Annotated in this window: 12 protein-coding genes; all 12 read left to right on the forward strand. The window is 58.7% G+C overall.

The window, feature by feature from the left end; genetic code table 11:
* The first annotated feature begins 27 nt into the window (after positions 1-27).
* The 12 genes from iolE (at position 28) to AC1ME2_RS21845 (ending at position 14621) form a co-directional block, all read left to right on the forward strand.
* Positions 28-963 (forward strand): myo-inosose-2 dehydratase, encoded by a 936-nt coding sequence (iolE, locus tag AC1ME2_RS21790; protein WP_480436691.1) that lies wholly within the window; start codon positions 28-30, stop codon positions 961-963.
* The gene (gene iolB, locus AC1ME2_RS21795) at positions 960-1769 is read left to right on the forward strand and encodes a 5-deoxy-glucuronate isomerase (RefSeq protein ID WP_480436693.1); all 810 of its coding nucleotides are present in this window, start codon (positions 960-962) and stop codon (positions 1767-1769) included. Before iolE ends, iolB begins: the two co-directional genes overlap by 4 nt.
* A gap of 42 nt (positions 1770-1811) precedes the next feature.
* The gene (locus AC1ME2_RS21800; protein ID WP_480436696.1) at positions 1812-3314 is read left to right on the forward strand and encodes a CoA-acylating methylmalonate-semialdehyde dehydrogenase; all 1503 of its coding nucleotides are present in this window, start codon (positions 1812-1814) and stop codon (positions 3312-3314) included.
* A gap of 36 nt (positions 3315-3350) precedes the next feature.
* Positions 3351-4163: a TIM barrel protein gene (locus AC1ME2_RS21805; RefSeq protein ID WP_480436698.1), complete on the forward strand. Its 813-nt coding sequence runs from the start codon at positions 3351-3353 to the stop codon at positions 4161-4163.
* A 105-nt stretch (positions 4164-4268) separates the two neighbouring features.
* Positions 4269-6206, forward strand: a complete 1938-nt coding sequence (gene iolD / locus AC1ME2_RS21810) for a 3D-(3,5/4)-trihydroxycyclohexane-1,2-dione acylhydrolase (decyclizing) (protein WP_480436700.1) — start codon at positions 4269-4271, stop codon at positions 6204-6206.
* Positions 6207-6245: 39 nt separating this feature from the next.
* The gene (gene iolG / locus AC1ME2_RS21815; protein WP_480436701.1) at positions 6246-7256 is read left to right on the forward strand and encodes a bifunctional inositol 2-dehydrogenase/D-chiro-inositol 1-dehydrogenase; all 1011 of its coding nucleotides are present in this window, start codon (positions 6246-6248) and stop codon (positions 7254-7256) included.
* 110 nt (positions 7257-7366) lie between these two features.
* The gene (locus tag AC1ME2_RS21820; protein WP_480436703.1) at positions 7367-8227 is read left to right on the forward strand and encodes a sugar phosphate isomerase/epimerase family protein; all 861 of its coding nucleotides are present in this window, start codon (positions 7367-7369) and stop codon (positions 8225-8227) included.
* Between the two features lie 92 nt (positions 8228-8319).
* Positions 8320-9345, forward strand: a complete 1026-nt coding sequence (locus tag AC1ME2_RS21825; RefSeq protein WP_480436704.1) for a Gfo/Idh/MocA family protein — start codon at positions 8320-8322, stop codon at positions 9343-9345.
* A 187-nt stretch (positions 9346-9532) separates the two neighbouring features.
* Positions 9533-10459 (forward strand): sugar ABC transporter substrate-binding protein, encoded by a 927-nt coding sequence (locus AC1ME2_RS21830; RefSeq protein WP_480436706.1) that lies wholly within the window; start codon positions 9533-9535, stop codon positions 10457-10459.
* Positions 10460-10512: 53 nt separating this feature from the next.
* A complete protein-coding gene (locus tag AC1ME2_RS21835; RefSeq protein WP_480436709.1) occupies positions 10513-12084 on the forward strand; it encodes a sugar ABC transporter ATP-binding protein in 1572 nt (523 codons plus the stop codon).
* A 41-nt stretch (positions 12085-12125) separates the two neighbouring features.
* A complete protein-coding gene (locus AC1ME2_RS21840; protein ID WP_480436710.1) occupies positions 12126-13148 on the forward strand; it encodes an ABC transporter permease in 1023 nt (340 codons plus the stop codon).
* A gap of 123 nt (positions 13149-13271) precedes the next feature.
* Complete coding sequence (locus AC1ME2_RS21845; protein ID WP_480436711.1) at positions 13272-14621, forward strand: carbohydrate porin; 1350 nt, start codon at positions 13272-13274, stop codon at positions 14619-14621.
* Positions 14622-14717 lie beyond the last annotated feature (96 nt).

Consider the following 14717-nt stretch of genomic DNA (forward strand, 5'->3'; position numbering starts at 1 on the left):
CAGTTGAAAACAAAAAAAGGTGCAGCCATGCCCGTTTCCACGCGCTCTCCCTCTGGCCCTTCGGCGATCCGGATTGGCATCAATCCCATCTCCTGGAGCAACGACGACCTGCCTGCCCTCGGCGGCGAAACACCCTTGAGCACGGCCCTGAGCGAAGGCCAGGAGATCGGCTACGAAGGTTTCGAACTCAACGGCAAGTTTCCCAAGGACGCCAAGGGTGTCGGCGATGTGCTGCGTCCTTACGGTCTGGCGCTGGTGTCAGGCTGGTACTCCAGCCGCCTGGCCCAGCGCTCAGTGGCGGAGGAAATCGAGGCCATCGCCGGTCACGTTCAGTTACTTGCCGAAAACGGCGCCAAGGTTTTGGTGTACGGCGAGGTCGCCGACTCGATTCAAGGCCAGCGCATCCCTCTGGTTGAACGGCCACGATTTCACAGCGATCAGGCGTGGCAGGAATACGCCGACAAACTCACCGAGCTGGCACGTTTCACCTTGTCTCAAGGCGTACGTCTGGCCTATCACCACCACATGGGTGCCTACGTTGAATCGCCGCAGGACATCGATCAGTTGATGGCCCTGACGGGCAAAGAAGTTGGGCTGTTGTTCGATTCGGGCCATTGCTACATGGGCGGCGGCGAGCCGTTGCAGGTGCTGACAACGCACATCCAGCGCGTTTGCCATGTGCACTTCAAGGACGTGCGCAAGCCGGTGGTGCAACTGGCGCGCAACAACCTGTGGAGCTTCCCCGACTGCATCATCAACGGCACCTTTACCGTGCCCGGTGATGGCGATATCGACTTTGCTGCGTTGCTCGACGTGCTGTTGGCTGCGGACTACAGCGGCTGGCTGGTGGTCGAGGCCGAGCAGGATCCTGCTGTCGCACCCAGTTACGTCTACGCCAAAAAAGGCTACGAGACGTTGCGCGGTCTGCTGACCGCTGCTCAGAAAAGGAGCGCCGGACAATGAACCTGTTGGTTAAAAGCAAGCGCGACGGCCGCACCATGGTCGAGCTCGGTGCCGGTGCTTTGGAGTACGTGGGCTTCGCGGCCTATCGTCTGACGGTCGGCGAAAGCCTGCCGGTCAGAGCCGGGGACAAGGAACTGTGTCTGGTGCTGCTCAGCGGACGGGTCAGCATCAAGGGTGACGCGCCGGTGCAGGGCGGTTTCCAGTGGGAGAACATTGGGGATCGCAAGTCGGTCTTCGAAGACAAATCGCCGTTCGCGGTGTACCTGCCGCCCCATAGCCAAGCGCAGATCACCGCGCTGAGCGCCGTGCAAGTCGCGGTCTGCGCGGCCCCTGGCGATGTCACGAAAAACCTGTCTGCGCGCTTGATCACCCCTGACAGCATGAAACGCAGCACGCGTGGCAAGGCGGCCAACACCCGTTACGTCTGCGACATCCTTCCCGATACCGAGCCAGCGCATTCGTTGCTGGTGGTGGAAGTGCGCACGCCGTCCGGGCATTCGTCGAGTTATCCACCGCACAAACACGATCAGGACGACCTGCCGCACGAAAGCTTTCTGGAAGAAACCTATTACCACCAGATCAACCCACCTCAGGGTTTCGTGTTCCAGCGCGTGTACACCGACGATCGCAGCATCGATCAGGCCATGGCCGTGGAAAACAACGATTTGGTGACCGTGCCCAAGGGCTATCACCCGGTCAGTGTGCCGTATGGCTACGAGTCCTATTACCTGAACGTAATGGCCGGGCCGAAACGCGCCTGGCAATTTCATAACGATCCTCAGCACAGCTGGCTGCTGGATCTTTGATCCTGTTTTTTATTGATTGAATTGAGTGCGAGGAGCAGCGGCATGAGCGAGTCCCCGGTTATCGGCCATTACATCAATGGCAAGGTGCAAGAAGGCGCCAGCGAGCGATACAGCAACGTGTTCAACCCGGCCACCGGCAGCGTGCAGGCACGGGTTGCACTGGCAACCTTGAAAACCGTGGACGAGGCCGTCGCTTCTGCGCTGGCGGCGTTCCCGGCCTGGGCTGATCAGTCGTCCCTGCGCCGTGCGCGGGTGATGTTCAAGTTCAAGGAACTGCTCGATCAACACCACGATGAACTGGCGGAAATCATCAGCCGTGAACATGGCAAGGTGTTCTCCGACGCCAAGGGCGAAGTGACGCGTGGGATCGAAATCGTCGAGTTCGCCTGCGGTGCACCGAGCCTGTTGAAAACCGATTTCAGCGACAACATCGGTGGCGGCATCGACAACTGGAACTTGCGTCAGCCACTGGGCGTCTGTGCCGGGGTCACTCCGTTCAACTTTCCGGTGATGGTGCCACTGTGGATGATTCCCATGGCGCTGGTCACCGGCAACGCCTTCATTCTAAAGCCGTCCGAACGCGATCCGTCGGCCAGCCTGTTGATGGCGCGGTTGCTCACCGAAGCGGGTCTGCCCGATGGTGTGTTTAACGTGGTGCAGGGCGACAAGGTGGCGGTTGACGGCTTGCTGCAACACCCGGACATCGAGGCGATTTCTTTTGTCGGCTCGACACCGATTGCCGAGTACATCTACCAACAAGGGACTTCCCGGGGCAAACGAGTACAAGCCTTGGGCGGCGCCAAGAACCACATGATCGTCATGCCTGACGCCGACCTGGATCAAGCGGCCGACGCACTGATCGGTGCGGCCTACGGTTCGGCGGGCGAGCGCTGTATGGCGATTTCCATCGCGGTGGTGGTGGGCGATGTGGGTGACCGCCTGATTGAAAAGCTGCTGCCACGGATTGATCAGCTCAAGGTCGGCAACGGCATGCAGAGCGACATCGACATGGGCCCTCTGGTGACCGACGTGCACAAGGCCAAGGTCGAGGGTTTCATCGATCAGGGTGTGGCGCAGGGCGCGCAACTGATCGTCGATGGACGCCACTTCACGGTGCCGGGCGCCGAACAGGGCTTTTTTGTAGGCGCCACGCTGTTCGATAACGTCACGCCTGAAATGAGCATCTATAAAGAAGAAATCTTCGGTCCGGTGCTGGGCATCGTTCGCGTACCGGATTTCGCCAGCGCGGTGGCGCTGATCAATGCCCACGAATTTGGCAACGGCGTGTCGTGCTTCACCCGCGATGGCGGCGTCGCTCGCGCATTCGCTCGCACGATCAAGGTCGGCATGGTCGGGATCAACGTGCCCATTCCAGTTCCGATGGCCTGGCATTCGTTTGGTGGCTGGAAGCGCTCGCTGTTCGGCGATCACCACGCCTATGGCGAAGAAGGCATGCGTTTCTATAGCCGCTACAAAAGCGTGATGCAGCGCTGGCCCGACAGCATTGCCAAAGGCCCCGAATTCGGTATGCCGACCGCTAAATAAATCGTGTGCGCGTGGATATTTTGGAGAACAAGAATAATGAGCCATCCCCTGCGTTTTGCCTTGAACCGTATGGTTGCCCCACGCTTGTCACTGGCGGATTTCGTTGCGCTGGCAGTGACCTTGAAAGCCGATGCCATTGAAATTCGCAATGACCTTAAAGGCATCGAGATCGAGGACGGCACTGCGCCACAGACCGTCCGCGATCTGTGCGCCGCACAGGGTATTCGCGTGTTGTCGATCAATGCCCTTTACCCCTTCGATGTGTGGAATGACCAGCGCCGTGCCCAGGCATTGAAGCTGGCGATCTATGCCCGTGAGTGTGGGGCCGAAGCATTGGTGCTTTGCCCATTGAACGACCGCGCTGATCAGCGCAATGCCGCAGAACGCGCTGCGGGTTTGCGCACGGCGTTGAGCGCACTGGCGCCAATCCTGCGCGAGCACGGCATTCTTGGGTTCGTCGAACCGCTGGGGTTTGAAGAGTGTTCGTTGCGCCGCAAGCGTCAGGCGGTGGATGCGATCAAGGCGGTCGGCGGGCTGGATGTGTTCCGCCTGGTACATGACACCTTTCACCACCATCTGGCGGGTGAAAAAGAGTTTTTTGCCGACTTGACCGGGCTGGTGCACATCTCCGGTGTCGAAGATGACGCAGTGCCGCTGGCGAGCATTCGTGACGGGCATCGGGTGTTGGTCGGCGAGGCGGACATTCTCGGCAACGCCGCCCAGATCGAGCGCTTGCTCGGCGACGGTTATGCCGGGCATTTGTCCTTCGAACCGTTCGCCGACAGCGTGCATGAGCTGATCGATATCCAGCAGGCGCTGGGGGCGAGCATGGCCTTTTTGCAGCGATGATTGCGCGGCCCTCTTCGCAGGCAAGCCTGCTCCCACAGACGTTGCATACCCCTGTGGGAGCAGGCTTGCCTGCGAATAGGGCCTATCAGACATAGGGAGTCGAACATGAAAACCACACGTTTAACCATGGCCCAGGCGCTGGTGAAGTTTCTCGATAACCAGTACGTCGAAGTCGACGGGGTTCAGAGCAAATTCGTCGCCGGGATTTTCACCATCTTCGGGCACGGCAATGTGCTGGGCATCGGCCAGGCACTGGAGCAGGACAGCGGTCAGTTGATTGTCCATCAGGGCCGAAACGAGCAGGGCATGTGCCACGCGGCCATCGGTTTCGCCAAGCAGAACCTGCGGCGCAAGATCTACGCCTGTTCGTCATCGGTCGGGCCGGGTGCCGCGAACATGCTGACAGCGGCCGCCACGGCCACCGCAAACCGCATCCCGCTGCTGCTGTTACCGGGCGATGTCTATGCCAGCCGTCAGCCAGACCCGGTCCTGCAACAGATCGAGCAGTTTCACGACCTGAGTATCAGCACCAATGATGCGTTCAAGGCCGTGAGTAAATATTGGGACCGGATCAACCGTCCAGAGCAATTGATGAGCGCGGCGCTCAATGCGATGCGCGTGCTGACTGATCCTGCTGAAACCGGCGCCGTAACCCTCGCGCTGCCTCAGGATGTACAGGCAGAAGCCTATGACTATCCCGACAGCTTCCTGCAAAAACGTGTGCACCGCATCGACCGTCGTCCCGCCAGTGAAGCGATGCTGGGCGATGCGCGGGCCCTGCTCAAGGGCAAACGCAAACCGTTGCTGGTGTGTGGCGGCGGGGTGCGTTACTCGGGGGCGGCGGATGCGTTGCAGGCGTTTGCCGAGCGCTTTGACATTCCGTTCGCCGAAACCCAGGCCGGTAAAAGCGCCATCGTCTCGGCTCACCCGCTGAACCTCGGCGGCCTGGGCGAGACCGGTTCGTTGGCCGCCAACCTGTTGGCCAAGGAGGCAGACGTGATCATTGGCGTCGGCACCCGTTACAGCGATTTCACCACCGCATCTAAATGGCTGTTCCAGAATCCTGAGGTGCAGTTTCTCAACCTCAACGTCAGTGCATTTGATGCGCAGAAACTTGACGGGGTGCAAGTGCTGGCCGACGCCAAAGTGGCATTGGAGGCGCTGACCGAAGCGTTGGCAGAAAGCGGCTATCGCTCGGCCTGGGGTGACCAGCCACAACGGGCTCGGGCGCAGTTGGAGGCTGAAGTGGACCGTCTCTACGCGGTCGAATACCAGACCGAGGATTTCGTCCCGGAAATCAACGACCACCTAGACCCCGCGGTGTTACGTGAATTCATCGAGTTGACCGGTTCCTGCCTGACCCAAAGCCGGGTGCTGGGTGTGCTCAATCAGAGCCTGCCCCGCGACGCGGTGATCGTTGCCGCAGCGGGCAGCTTGCCAGGGGATCTGCAGCGGGCCTGGCGCAGCACCGGGGTTAACACCTACCACGTCGAATACGGCTATTCGTGCATGGGCTACGAGGTCAATGCTGCGTTGGGGGTCAAGCTGGCCGAGCCGCAGCGAGAGGTCTATGCACTGGTCGGCGACGGCTCTTACATGATGCTGCACTCGGAGCTGGCTACGTCGATTCAGGAGCGGCGCAAGGTCAACGTCATCCTGCTCGACAACATGACCTTCGGCTGCATCAACAACCTGCAAATGGAACACGGAATGGACAGCTTCGGCACCGAGTTCCGTTTCCGTAACCCGGAAACCGGCAAGCTGGATGGCGACTTCGTGCCGGTGGATTTTGCCATGAGCGCGGCGGCCTACGGCTGCAAGACCTACAAGGTGAATACCCTTCCTGAACTGGAGGCGGCACTGATCGATGCGCAGAAACAAAGCGTGTCGACGCTGATCGACATCAAAGTTCTGCCCAAGACCATGATCCACAAATACCTGTCCTGGTGGCGGGTAGGGGTGGCTGAAGTCTCGACCACCGGCACCACCGCCCAGGTCTTCGAAAAAGTGAACAAAGAACTGGCGAAAGCCCGCAAATACTGATCGAAGTCACCCCAGAACAAATCCAAAGGGAGCACTGAAATGGCGTTGAAATTAGGCGTAATCGGCACCGGCGCAATTGGCCAGGATCACATCCGGCGTTGCAGCCAGACCCTGCTGGGCAGTCAGGTCGTGGCCCTGACCGATATCAATCTCGAACAGGCCGCCAAGGTGGCCCGCGACCTGAACCTGACGGCCGAGGTCTATGCCGACGGACATGCGCTGATCAACGCGCCGGATGTCGAGGCGGTGTTGGTCACGTCCTGGGGGCCGAGCCATGAAGCGTTCGTGCTGGCAGCGATTGCCGCCGGCAAGCCGGTATTCTGCGAGAAGCCATTGGCGGTGACGGCCGAAGGCTGTCGGCGGATCGTCGAGGCCGAGATCGCCCACGGCAAGCGCCTGGTTCAGGTCGGCTTCATGCGTCCGTACGATGAAGGCTACCGCGCGCTGAAATCCGTGATCGACAGCGGCCAGATCGGCGAGCCGTTGATGCTGCACTGCGCCCATCGCAACCCCACCGTGGGCGAGAACTACAAGACCGACATGGCGATCACCGACACGCTGATCCACGAGATCGATGTGCTGCGCTGGTTGCTCGACGACGACTATGTGTCGGTGCAAGTGGTGTTCCCGCGTAAATCCGGCAAGGCCTTTGCTCACCTCAAAGACCCGCAGATCGTCCTGCTGGAAACCGTCAAAGGCACGCGCATCGATGTCGAAGTCTTTGTGAACTGCCAATACGGTTATGACATTCAATGCGAAGTGGTGGGTGAAACCGGCATCGCTCGACTGCCAGAGCCTTCGCAAGTGCAGCTGCGCAGCGGGGCGAAGCTGTCCAACGCGATCTTGATGGACTGGAAGGACCGCTTCATCGCGGCTTATGACGTCGAATTGCAGGCGTTTATCAATGGCGTACGGGCAGGCCAAGTCGGCGGACCTTCGGCCTGGGATGGTTATGCTGCCGCAGTCACCGCCGATGCGTGCATTGAAGCGCAGAACAGCGGTGCTATCGTCCCGGTGAGCTTGCCGGATCGCCCTGCTTTTTATGCCTGACAGATAGCTTTCGCGAATGAATTCGCTCCCACAGTGTGAATTGCAGATTTTCTGTGGGAGCGAATTTATTCGCGAATGGCTGGACCCGGTTTCACTGGTGGAGAACAACAATGCGCATTGCCCTGGATCCCTATATGTACCGCCATCTGCCGCTGGGCAAGATGGTCGATAAAGTTGCCGAGCTGGGTTACGAACACATCGAGCTGTCGCCCCGCGAAGATTTTATGCCGTTCTACAAATACCCTCGTGTCGACCGGGCGCGGATCAAGGAGTTTCGCAAAGCCTTGAGCGACGCCGGAGTCAAACTCTCATCGCTATTGCCGCTGTATCACTGGGCCGGCCCCGATGAGGAGCTGCGCAAGGCGGCGGTGCGTAACTGGAAGCGCGCGATCCAGATTGCCGTGGAGATGGATTGCGAACTGATCAACACCGAATTCAGTGGGCAGGCCGACAACGCACTGGTCTGTGAAAACCAGTTCATGAAGTCCATGGATGAACTGATGCCGATCTTCGAACGCGAAGGGGTCAAGCTCGATATTCAGGCGCACCCCTATGATTTTTGCGAACGCAATAATGAATCGGTGGACATCATTCGCGGCCTCGACTGTGACTGGATCAACTACCTTTATGCCGCGCCGCATACCTTCTTCTATGACGATGGCATTGGGGATATTGCCTCGATGCTCAAATACGCCGGTTCCAGACTGACGCACTTGATCATCGCCGACACCTACAACCACAAGGCTTCGTCGGGTTTGCGCTATATCGTCAACCCGCCGGGGGTGACTGCCACGGTGCATCAGCACCTGGATATCGGGCAGGGCGAAGTGGATTGGCAGGCGTTCTTCTCTACCCTGCGTGAGATCAAGTTCGACGGCATCGCGACTGTCTCGGTGTTTGCCTGGGAGGAGCGGGCGGATGAATCCAATCGCTTTATGTTGGAACGGGTGAGGAGTGAGTTGATCAGATAGATCGCGTTGCCCGATCGATTCGCAGGCAAGCCTGCTCCCACAGAGGAATGCGAATGCCGCACCACACATTTTGAATCAAGCAGGAGAACTCAATGCGCATTGGATTAGTGGGATATGGCAAGGGCGGGCGTTATTTTCACGCGCCTTTGATCGCCAGTTTGCCCGGTGCGACGTTTGTCGGCGTGGTCACCCGTTCGCCGGAGCGGCGCGCGGAGCTGGCCCAGGATTATCCAAAAGTGGTGGCGTTCGACAGCCTCGCTGATCTGGTTGCCGCCGACATCGATGCCGTGGTGATTTCCACGCCATTGGCTTCACGCAGGGCGCTGATCCTCGAAGCCATCGAGCTGGGCGTGGCGGTGGTCAGCGATAAACCCTTCGCCAACGACGCAGCGCAGGCCCGTGAGTTGGTCCAGGCCGCCGAACGTCGAGGGGTGTTACTCAGCGTCTATCAGAACCGGCGCTGGGATTCGGATTTTCTCACGCTGCGCAAGCTGATCGACAACGGTGTGCTGGGCGAGATCAGCCGATTCGAGTCCAGGGTCGAACGGTATTCGCCCAAATCGGTGGGCAAGGTGAGCGGCGGCGGGATGCTGCGTGATCTGGGCAGCCATCTGGTGGACCAGGCAATGCTGCTGTTCGGCCCGGTTTCTCGGGTCTACGCCGAGCTGGACTTTGCCACGGCAGACACGGAACTCGACCACGCTTTTTTCGTTTCTTTGACCCACGCCAATGGCGTGGTTTCGCATTTGTGGGGCAGCTGTTTGCAGAACTGCCCGGGGCCGCGCTTTCGGGTCAGCGGCTCGGCGGGCTGTTACAGCGTCGAAGGTCTGGACGGGCAGGAAGCGGCCTCGCTGGCCGGTCTGTCACCGAAAAGCGAGGGTGACCGCTGGGGCGTTGAAGAACACCGACGCTGGGGCTGGTTCGAGCAAGGCGAGCAGCGCGAGCGTATCCCCTCCGAGCGAGGCTGTTGGGACGCGTTTTATCGCCAGTTACAGGAGGCTGTAGCGGGCAGGGGGCCGAACCCGGTCGATCCGCGTGATGCGGTGGCGTCTGCGGCTGTGCTCGATGCGGCGCGGTTGAGTTCAGAGAGCGGGAAAGTAGTCGATTTGCTGGGTTGATGTGCCGGCCTATTCGCAGGCAAGCCTGCTCCCACAGGGATAGGTGATTTTCGGTGGGAGCAGGGCAAACGCTGCAAAAAATGAAAATAGAAAAGAATTCTAAAATCAGTTGATATAGAAATTATTTTCCAATAGAGTCGTTTCAGGTTATCCATAAAACAAAACAAAAATTTGGAGACAGACCCGCATGAAGACCCCTATTCGTTTCACTTCCCTTACTTTGGCGTTGATGTTGGTTAGCGGCGCGGCCTTGGCCGACCTCAAAATCGGCGTGAGCATGTCGCAGTTCGACGATACCTGGCTCACCTACTTGCGCGAATCCATGGATAAAAAAGCCAAGTCCATGCCGGATGGCGTCACGCTGCAATTCGAAGACGCCCGCAGCGACGTGGTCAAACAGTTGAGTCAGGTCGAGAACTTCATCAGCCAGAAAGTCGACGCCATTGTGGTTAACCCGGTGGACACCGCCGCCACCCAAAAAATCACCGCCGCCGCCGTCAAGGCCGGAATTCCGCTGATCTACGTCAACCGCAGGCCTGATGACCTGCACCTGCCCAAGGGTGTGGTTACGGTCGCCTCCAATGACCTGGAGGCCGGTAAGATGCAGATGCAGTACCTGGCCGACAAGATGAGTGGCAAAGGCAATATCGTGATCCTGCTGGGCGATCTGGCCAACAACTCTACGCAGAACCGCACCAAAGGCGTTAAAGAAGTGCTCGCCAAATACCCGGACATCAAGATCACTCAGGAGCAGACCGGTACTTGGCTGCGCCAGAAGGGCATGGATCTGACCAACGACTGGATTACCCAGGGCAAAAAATTCGATGCGGTGGTCGCCAATAATGACGAAATGGCTATTGGTGCTTCCATGGCACTCAAACAGGCCGGCGTTAAACAGGGCTCGGTGTTGATCGCCGGTATCGACGGTGCGCCTGATGGCCTGCGCGCGGTGAAGAAAGGGACGATGACCGTGTCGGTGTTCCAGGACGCCAAGGGCCAGGCCGATGGCTCGATCGACACAGCAGTGAAAATGGTCAAACACGAGGCCGTGGAACAAGCCGTTTGGGTGCCCTATCGCTTGATCACCCCGGAGAACGTCGATTCGTTCAAATAGCAGCGCTTTTGCCTCTTCCTAAAAACAATAACGTCGCTTGAGGAACCAGTCACATGTTCGCTTCAGCTACTGCTTCGAGTACCGCCAAGACCGATCTATCGGCTGGCGCTGCTGCAACCGACACTGCCGATGTGCCCTATCTGCTGGAAATCATCAACGTCAGTAAAAGCTTCCCCGGTGTGTTGGCCCTGTCCAATGTGCAACTGCGCGTGCGCCCCGGTTCAGTGCTGGCGTTGATGGGCGAGAACGGCGCCGGTAAATCCACCTTGATGAAGATCATCGCCGGCATCTACCAGCCCGACGACGGCGAGCTGCGCCTGCGTGGCAAACCCATCAGCTTCGACACACCGCTGGCCGCTTTGCAGGCCGGGATCGCGATGATCCATCAGGAACTCAACCTGATGCCGCACATGAGCATCGCTGAAAACATCTGGATCGGCCGTGAGCAACTCAATGGCCTGCACATGATTGATCACCGGGAAATGTTCCGCTGCACCGCTGCGTTGCTGGAGCGCTTGCGCATCAACCTCGACCCGCAGGAACTGGTGGGCAACCTGAGCATTGCCGAGCGGCAGATGGTCGAGATCGCCAAGGCCGTGTCTTACGACTCCGACATTCTGATCATGGATGAACCGACGTCTGCCATTACCGACAAGGAAGTCACCCACCTGTTCTCGATCATTGCCGACCTCAAGGCGCAGGGTAAGGGCATCATTTATATCACCCATAAAATGAACGAAGTCTTCAGCATCGCCGATGAAGTAGCGGTGTTTCGCGATGGCGCCTATATCGGCCTGCAGCGTGCTGACAGCATGAATGGCGACAGCCTGATTTCAATGATGGTCGGTCGCGAGTTGACCCAATTGTTCCCGGTACGGGAAAAACCGATTGGCGATCTGCTGATGTCAGTGCGAGATCTACGTCTGGATGGTGTGTTCCAGGGCGTTTCGTTTGATCTGCATGCGGGCGAAATTCTAGGGATCGCCGGGCTGATGGGTTCCGGGCGAACCAATATCGCGGAAACCATCTTTGGTATCACCCCCAGTGACGGCGGGGATATTCAGCTCGACGGCGTCAGCGTGCGTATCAGCGATCCGCACCTGGCGATCGAAAAAGGCTTTGGCCTGCTGACCGAGGATCGCAAGCTCAGCGGCCTGTTCCCCTGCCTGTCAGTGCTGGAAAACATGGAAATGGCGGTGTTGCCGCACTACGCCGGCGGCGGTTTTATCCAGCAAAAAGCCCTGCGCACGTTGTGCGAAGACATGTGCAAGAAGCTGCGGGTGAAAACTCCGTCGCTGGAGCAGTGCATCGACACCTTGTCCGGTGGTAACCAGCAAAAGGCCCTGCTTGCACGCTGGCTGATGACCAACCCACGGTTGCTGATCCTTGATGAGCCGACCCGGGGCATCGATGTCGGCGCCAAGGTGGAGATCTATCGGTTGATTTCCTATCTGGCCAGCGAAGGCATGGCGGTGATCATGATTTCCTCGGAGTTACCTGAAGTTCTGGGCATGAGTGACCGGGTCATGGTCATGCACGAGGGCGAGATGATGGGCATGCTCGACCGTAGCGAAGCGACCCAGGAGCGAGTAATGCACCTCGCTTCTGGCCATTCTGTTCACTAGCGGGCCGGTGAGCACGCAGCAGAACATGAGGATTAACCGCAATGAACGCGATTCTGGAAAATAAACCCGCCGTAGGGGCGGTCAAGTCGAAGCGGCGCTTGCCCACCGAGTTGAGCATTTTTCTGGTGCTGATTGGCATCGGCCTGGTCTTCGAGGTGTTTGGCTGGATCGTTCGTGATCAGAGCTTTCTCTTTAACGCTCAGCGTCTGGTGTTGATGATCCTGCAAGTGTCGATCATTGGCCTGCTGGCCATCGGCGTGACCCAGGTCATCATTACCACCGGTATCGATTTGTCCTCGGGTTCGGTGTTGGCGCTGTCGGCAATGATCGCCGCCAGTCTGGCGCAAACCTCGGACTTTGCCCGAGCCGTGTTTCCATCGCTCACCGATCTGCCGGTGTGGATCCCGGTGGTCGCCGGGCTGGGGGTGGGGCTGCTGGCGGGGGCGATCAACGGCAGCATCATTGCCATCACCGGAATTCCGCCGTTCATTGCGACCTTGGGCATGATGGTGTCGGCTCGTGGTGTGGCGCGCTTCTACACGTCAGGCCAGCCGGTGAGCATGCTGTCGGATTCGTACACCGCCATCGGTCAGGGGGCAATGCCGGTCATCATCTTCCTAGTGGTCGCGGTGATCTTCCACATCGCCCTGCGCTACACAAAATACGGCAAGTACACCTACGCCATCGGCGGCAACATGCAGGCGGCGCGCACGTCCGGGATCAACGTCAAACGTCATTTGATCATGGTCTACAGCATTGCCGGCTTGCTGGCCGGGCTAGCGGGCGTGGTGGCTTCGGCGCGGGCGGCGACAGGGCAGGCCGGTATGGGCATGTCTTACGAGCTGGACGCGATTGCCGCTGCGGTGATCGGTGGTACCAGCCTGGCGGGAGGTGTGGGGCGCATCACCGGGACCGTGATCGGCGCGTTGATCCTTGGGGTCATGGCCAGCGGCTTCACCTTCGTCGGCGTCGACGCTTATATCCAGGACATCATCAAGGGCTTGATCATTGTCATCGCCGTGGTGATCGACCAATACCGCAACAAGCGCAAAATCAAGCGCTGAGTCACCGTTTCGCCACAGGGGTCAGTTCTGGCCCTTGTGTCTGGCTTTTGTTTCTAAAGACCAATCTTCGTTCACACCCTCGTTCAAAAAAACCTTAACAACAATAAAGAGGAGAGCTTTGCCATGGGCGCAAGAAAATCGAATGTGTTTGTTTCTCCCTGTCTGTTGGGGCTGGCAGTCATGTGTATCGGCGGACAGGTACTGGCGGCAGAGGCTTTTGATCCCGACTCCAAGTGGCTGACGGGCGACTGGGGTGGGTTACGTACCGAGTTGCTGGACAAAGGCTATGACTTCCAGCTGGAACACGGCGGCGAGTTGGCAACCAACATAAAGGGCGGCTACAACGAGGATCATACGGCCCGTTGGACCGAGCAATTCGTGTTGGGTCTGAAGGTCGATCTGCAAAAGACCCTGGGCCTGGAGAACGCGCTGTTCAAGGTAGCGATCACCGAACGTGACGGCCGCAGCCTGACCAATGACCGGATCGCTGATCCGCGTGTGGGGGGCTACGACTCATCACAGGAAGTCTATGGTCGGGGGCAGACCTGGCGGTTGACCCAGCTGTGGTTCAGCAAGGGTTTTCTCGATAACAAACTGGACGTGAAACTGGGTCGCCTCGGCCTCGGCGAGGACTTCAACAGCTTCCCGTGCGACTTCCAGAGCCTGACGTTCTGCGGTTCGCAGGTGGGCAACTGGGCCGGTAGTATCTGGTACAACTGGCCAGTCAGCCAATGGGGTGGTCGGGTCAAGTACAACCTCGATCCGGAACTGTTTGTACAAGTGGGCGCCTACGAACAGAACCCTACTAACCTGGAAACTGGCAACGGTTTCAAACTCAATGGCAGTGGCTCCAAGGGTACGGTGGTCCCGGTGGAATTGGTCTGGTCGCCGAAAGTCCAGGGTCTGCCGGGTGAATACCGCGTCGGTTATTACTACAGCAGCGCAAATGCCAATGATGTGCTTTTGGGCGTCAACGGGCAGCCACAGCCGTTGGTGGGAGGGGATTTCCGTTCTCACAGCAGCAAATCCGGTTACTGGCTGGTGGCGCAACAGCAAATAACCAGTCGTGACGGCGATACCAGTCGCGGTCTGTCGCTATTCGCCAACCTCACGCTGCATGACAAGGACACCAATCAGGTCGACAATTTTATCCAGGCGGGCATGGTTTACACCGGCCCCTTCGATGCGCGGCCCAAGGATGCCATCGGGTTTGGCGTTGCACGGGTGCATACCAACAAAGACTATCTCGAACGTGCCGAGCTGCAAAGTCAGATCAGTGGTCATACTGACTACAATGACCCGAACAGCATCCCGCTGCAGCATAGCGAATACAGCTCCGAGGTTTACTACGGCGTACATGTGACCAACTGGCTGACGGTGCGGCCGAACCTGCAATACGTGCTTTATCCGGGCGGTGTGCGGGAAGTCGCCGCCGCCTGGATCGGTGGTGTCAAAGTGGAAACGGTGTTCTGATTCAGGTAGGGAAATGAAAATGCCTGCACGACCCCTACCGGGCTGTGCGGGCATTTGACTTTGGGTTTTTGTCGATCCTTTGGAACCGATGGACCG

This window comes from Pseudomonas sp. ASL9, from assembly GCF_056680335.1.

What these genes read in the sequence shown, in the direction of transcription:
- iolB (WP_480436693.1), top strand. Translation starts at nt 960, where the DNA reads ATGAACCTGTTGGTTAAAAGCAAGCGCGACGGCCGCACCATGGTCGAG.
- AC1ME2_RS21845 (WP_480436711.1), top strand. Translation starts at nt 13,272, where the DNA reads ATGGGCGCAAGAAAATCGAATGTGTTTGTTTCTCCCTGTCTGTTGGGG.
- AC1ME2_RS21840 (WP_480436710.1), top strand. Translation starts at nt 12,126, where the DNA reads ATGAACGCGATTCTGGAAAATAAACCCGCCGTAGGGGCGGTCAAGTCG.
- iolE (WP_480436691.1), top strand. Translation starts at nt 28, where the DNA reads ATGCCCGTTTCCACGCGCTCTCCCTCTGGCCCTTCGGCGATCCGGATT.
- AC1ME2_RS21820 (WP_480436703.1), top strand. Translation starts at nt 7,367, where the DNA reads ATGCGCATTGCCCTGGATCCCTATATGTACCGCCATCTGCCGCTGGGC.
- AC1ME2_RS21825 (WP_480436704.1), top strand. Translation starts at nt 8,320, where the DNA reads ATGCGCATTGGATTAGTGGGATATGGCAAGGGCGGGCGTTATTTTCAC.
- AC1ME2_RS21805 (WP_480436698.1), top strand. Translation starts at nt 3,351, where the DNA reads ATGAGCCATCCCCTGCGTTTTGCCTTGAACCGTATGGTTGCCCCACGC.
- AC1ME2_RS21800 (WP_480436696.1), top strand. Translation starts at nt 1,812, where the DNA reads ATGAGCGAGTCCCCGGTTATCGGCCATTACATCAATGGCAAGGTGCAA.
- AC1ME2_RS21830 (WP_480436706.1), top strand. Translation starts at nt 9,533, where the DNA reads ATGAAGACCCCTATTCGTTTCACTTCCCTTACTTTGGCGTTGATGTTG.
- iolD (WP_480436700.1), top strand. Translation starts at nt 4,269, where the DNA reads ATGAAAACCACACGTTTAACCATGGCCCAGGCGCTGGTGAAGTTTCTC.
- AC1ME2_RS21835 (WP_480436709.1), top strand. Translation starts at nt 10,513, where the DNA reads ATGTTCGCTTCAGCTACTGCTTCGAGTACCGCCAAGACCGATCTATCG.
- iolG (WP_480436701.1), top strand. Translation starts at nt 6,246, where the DNA reads ATGGCGTTGAAATTAGGCGTAATCGGCACCGGCGCAATTGGCCAGGAT.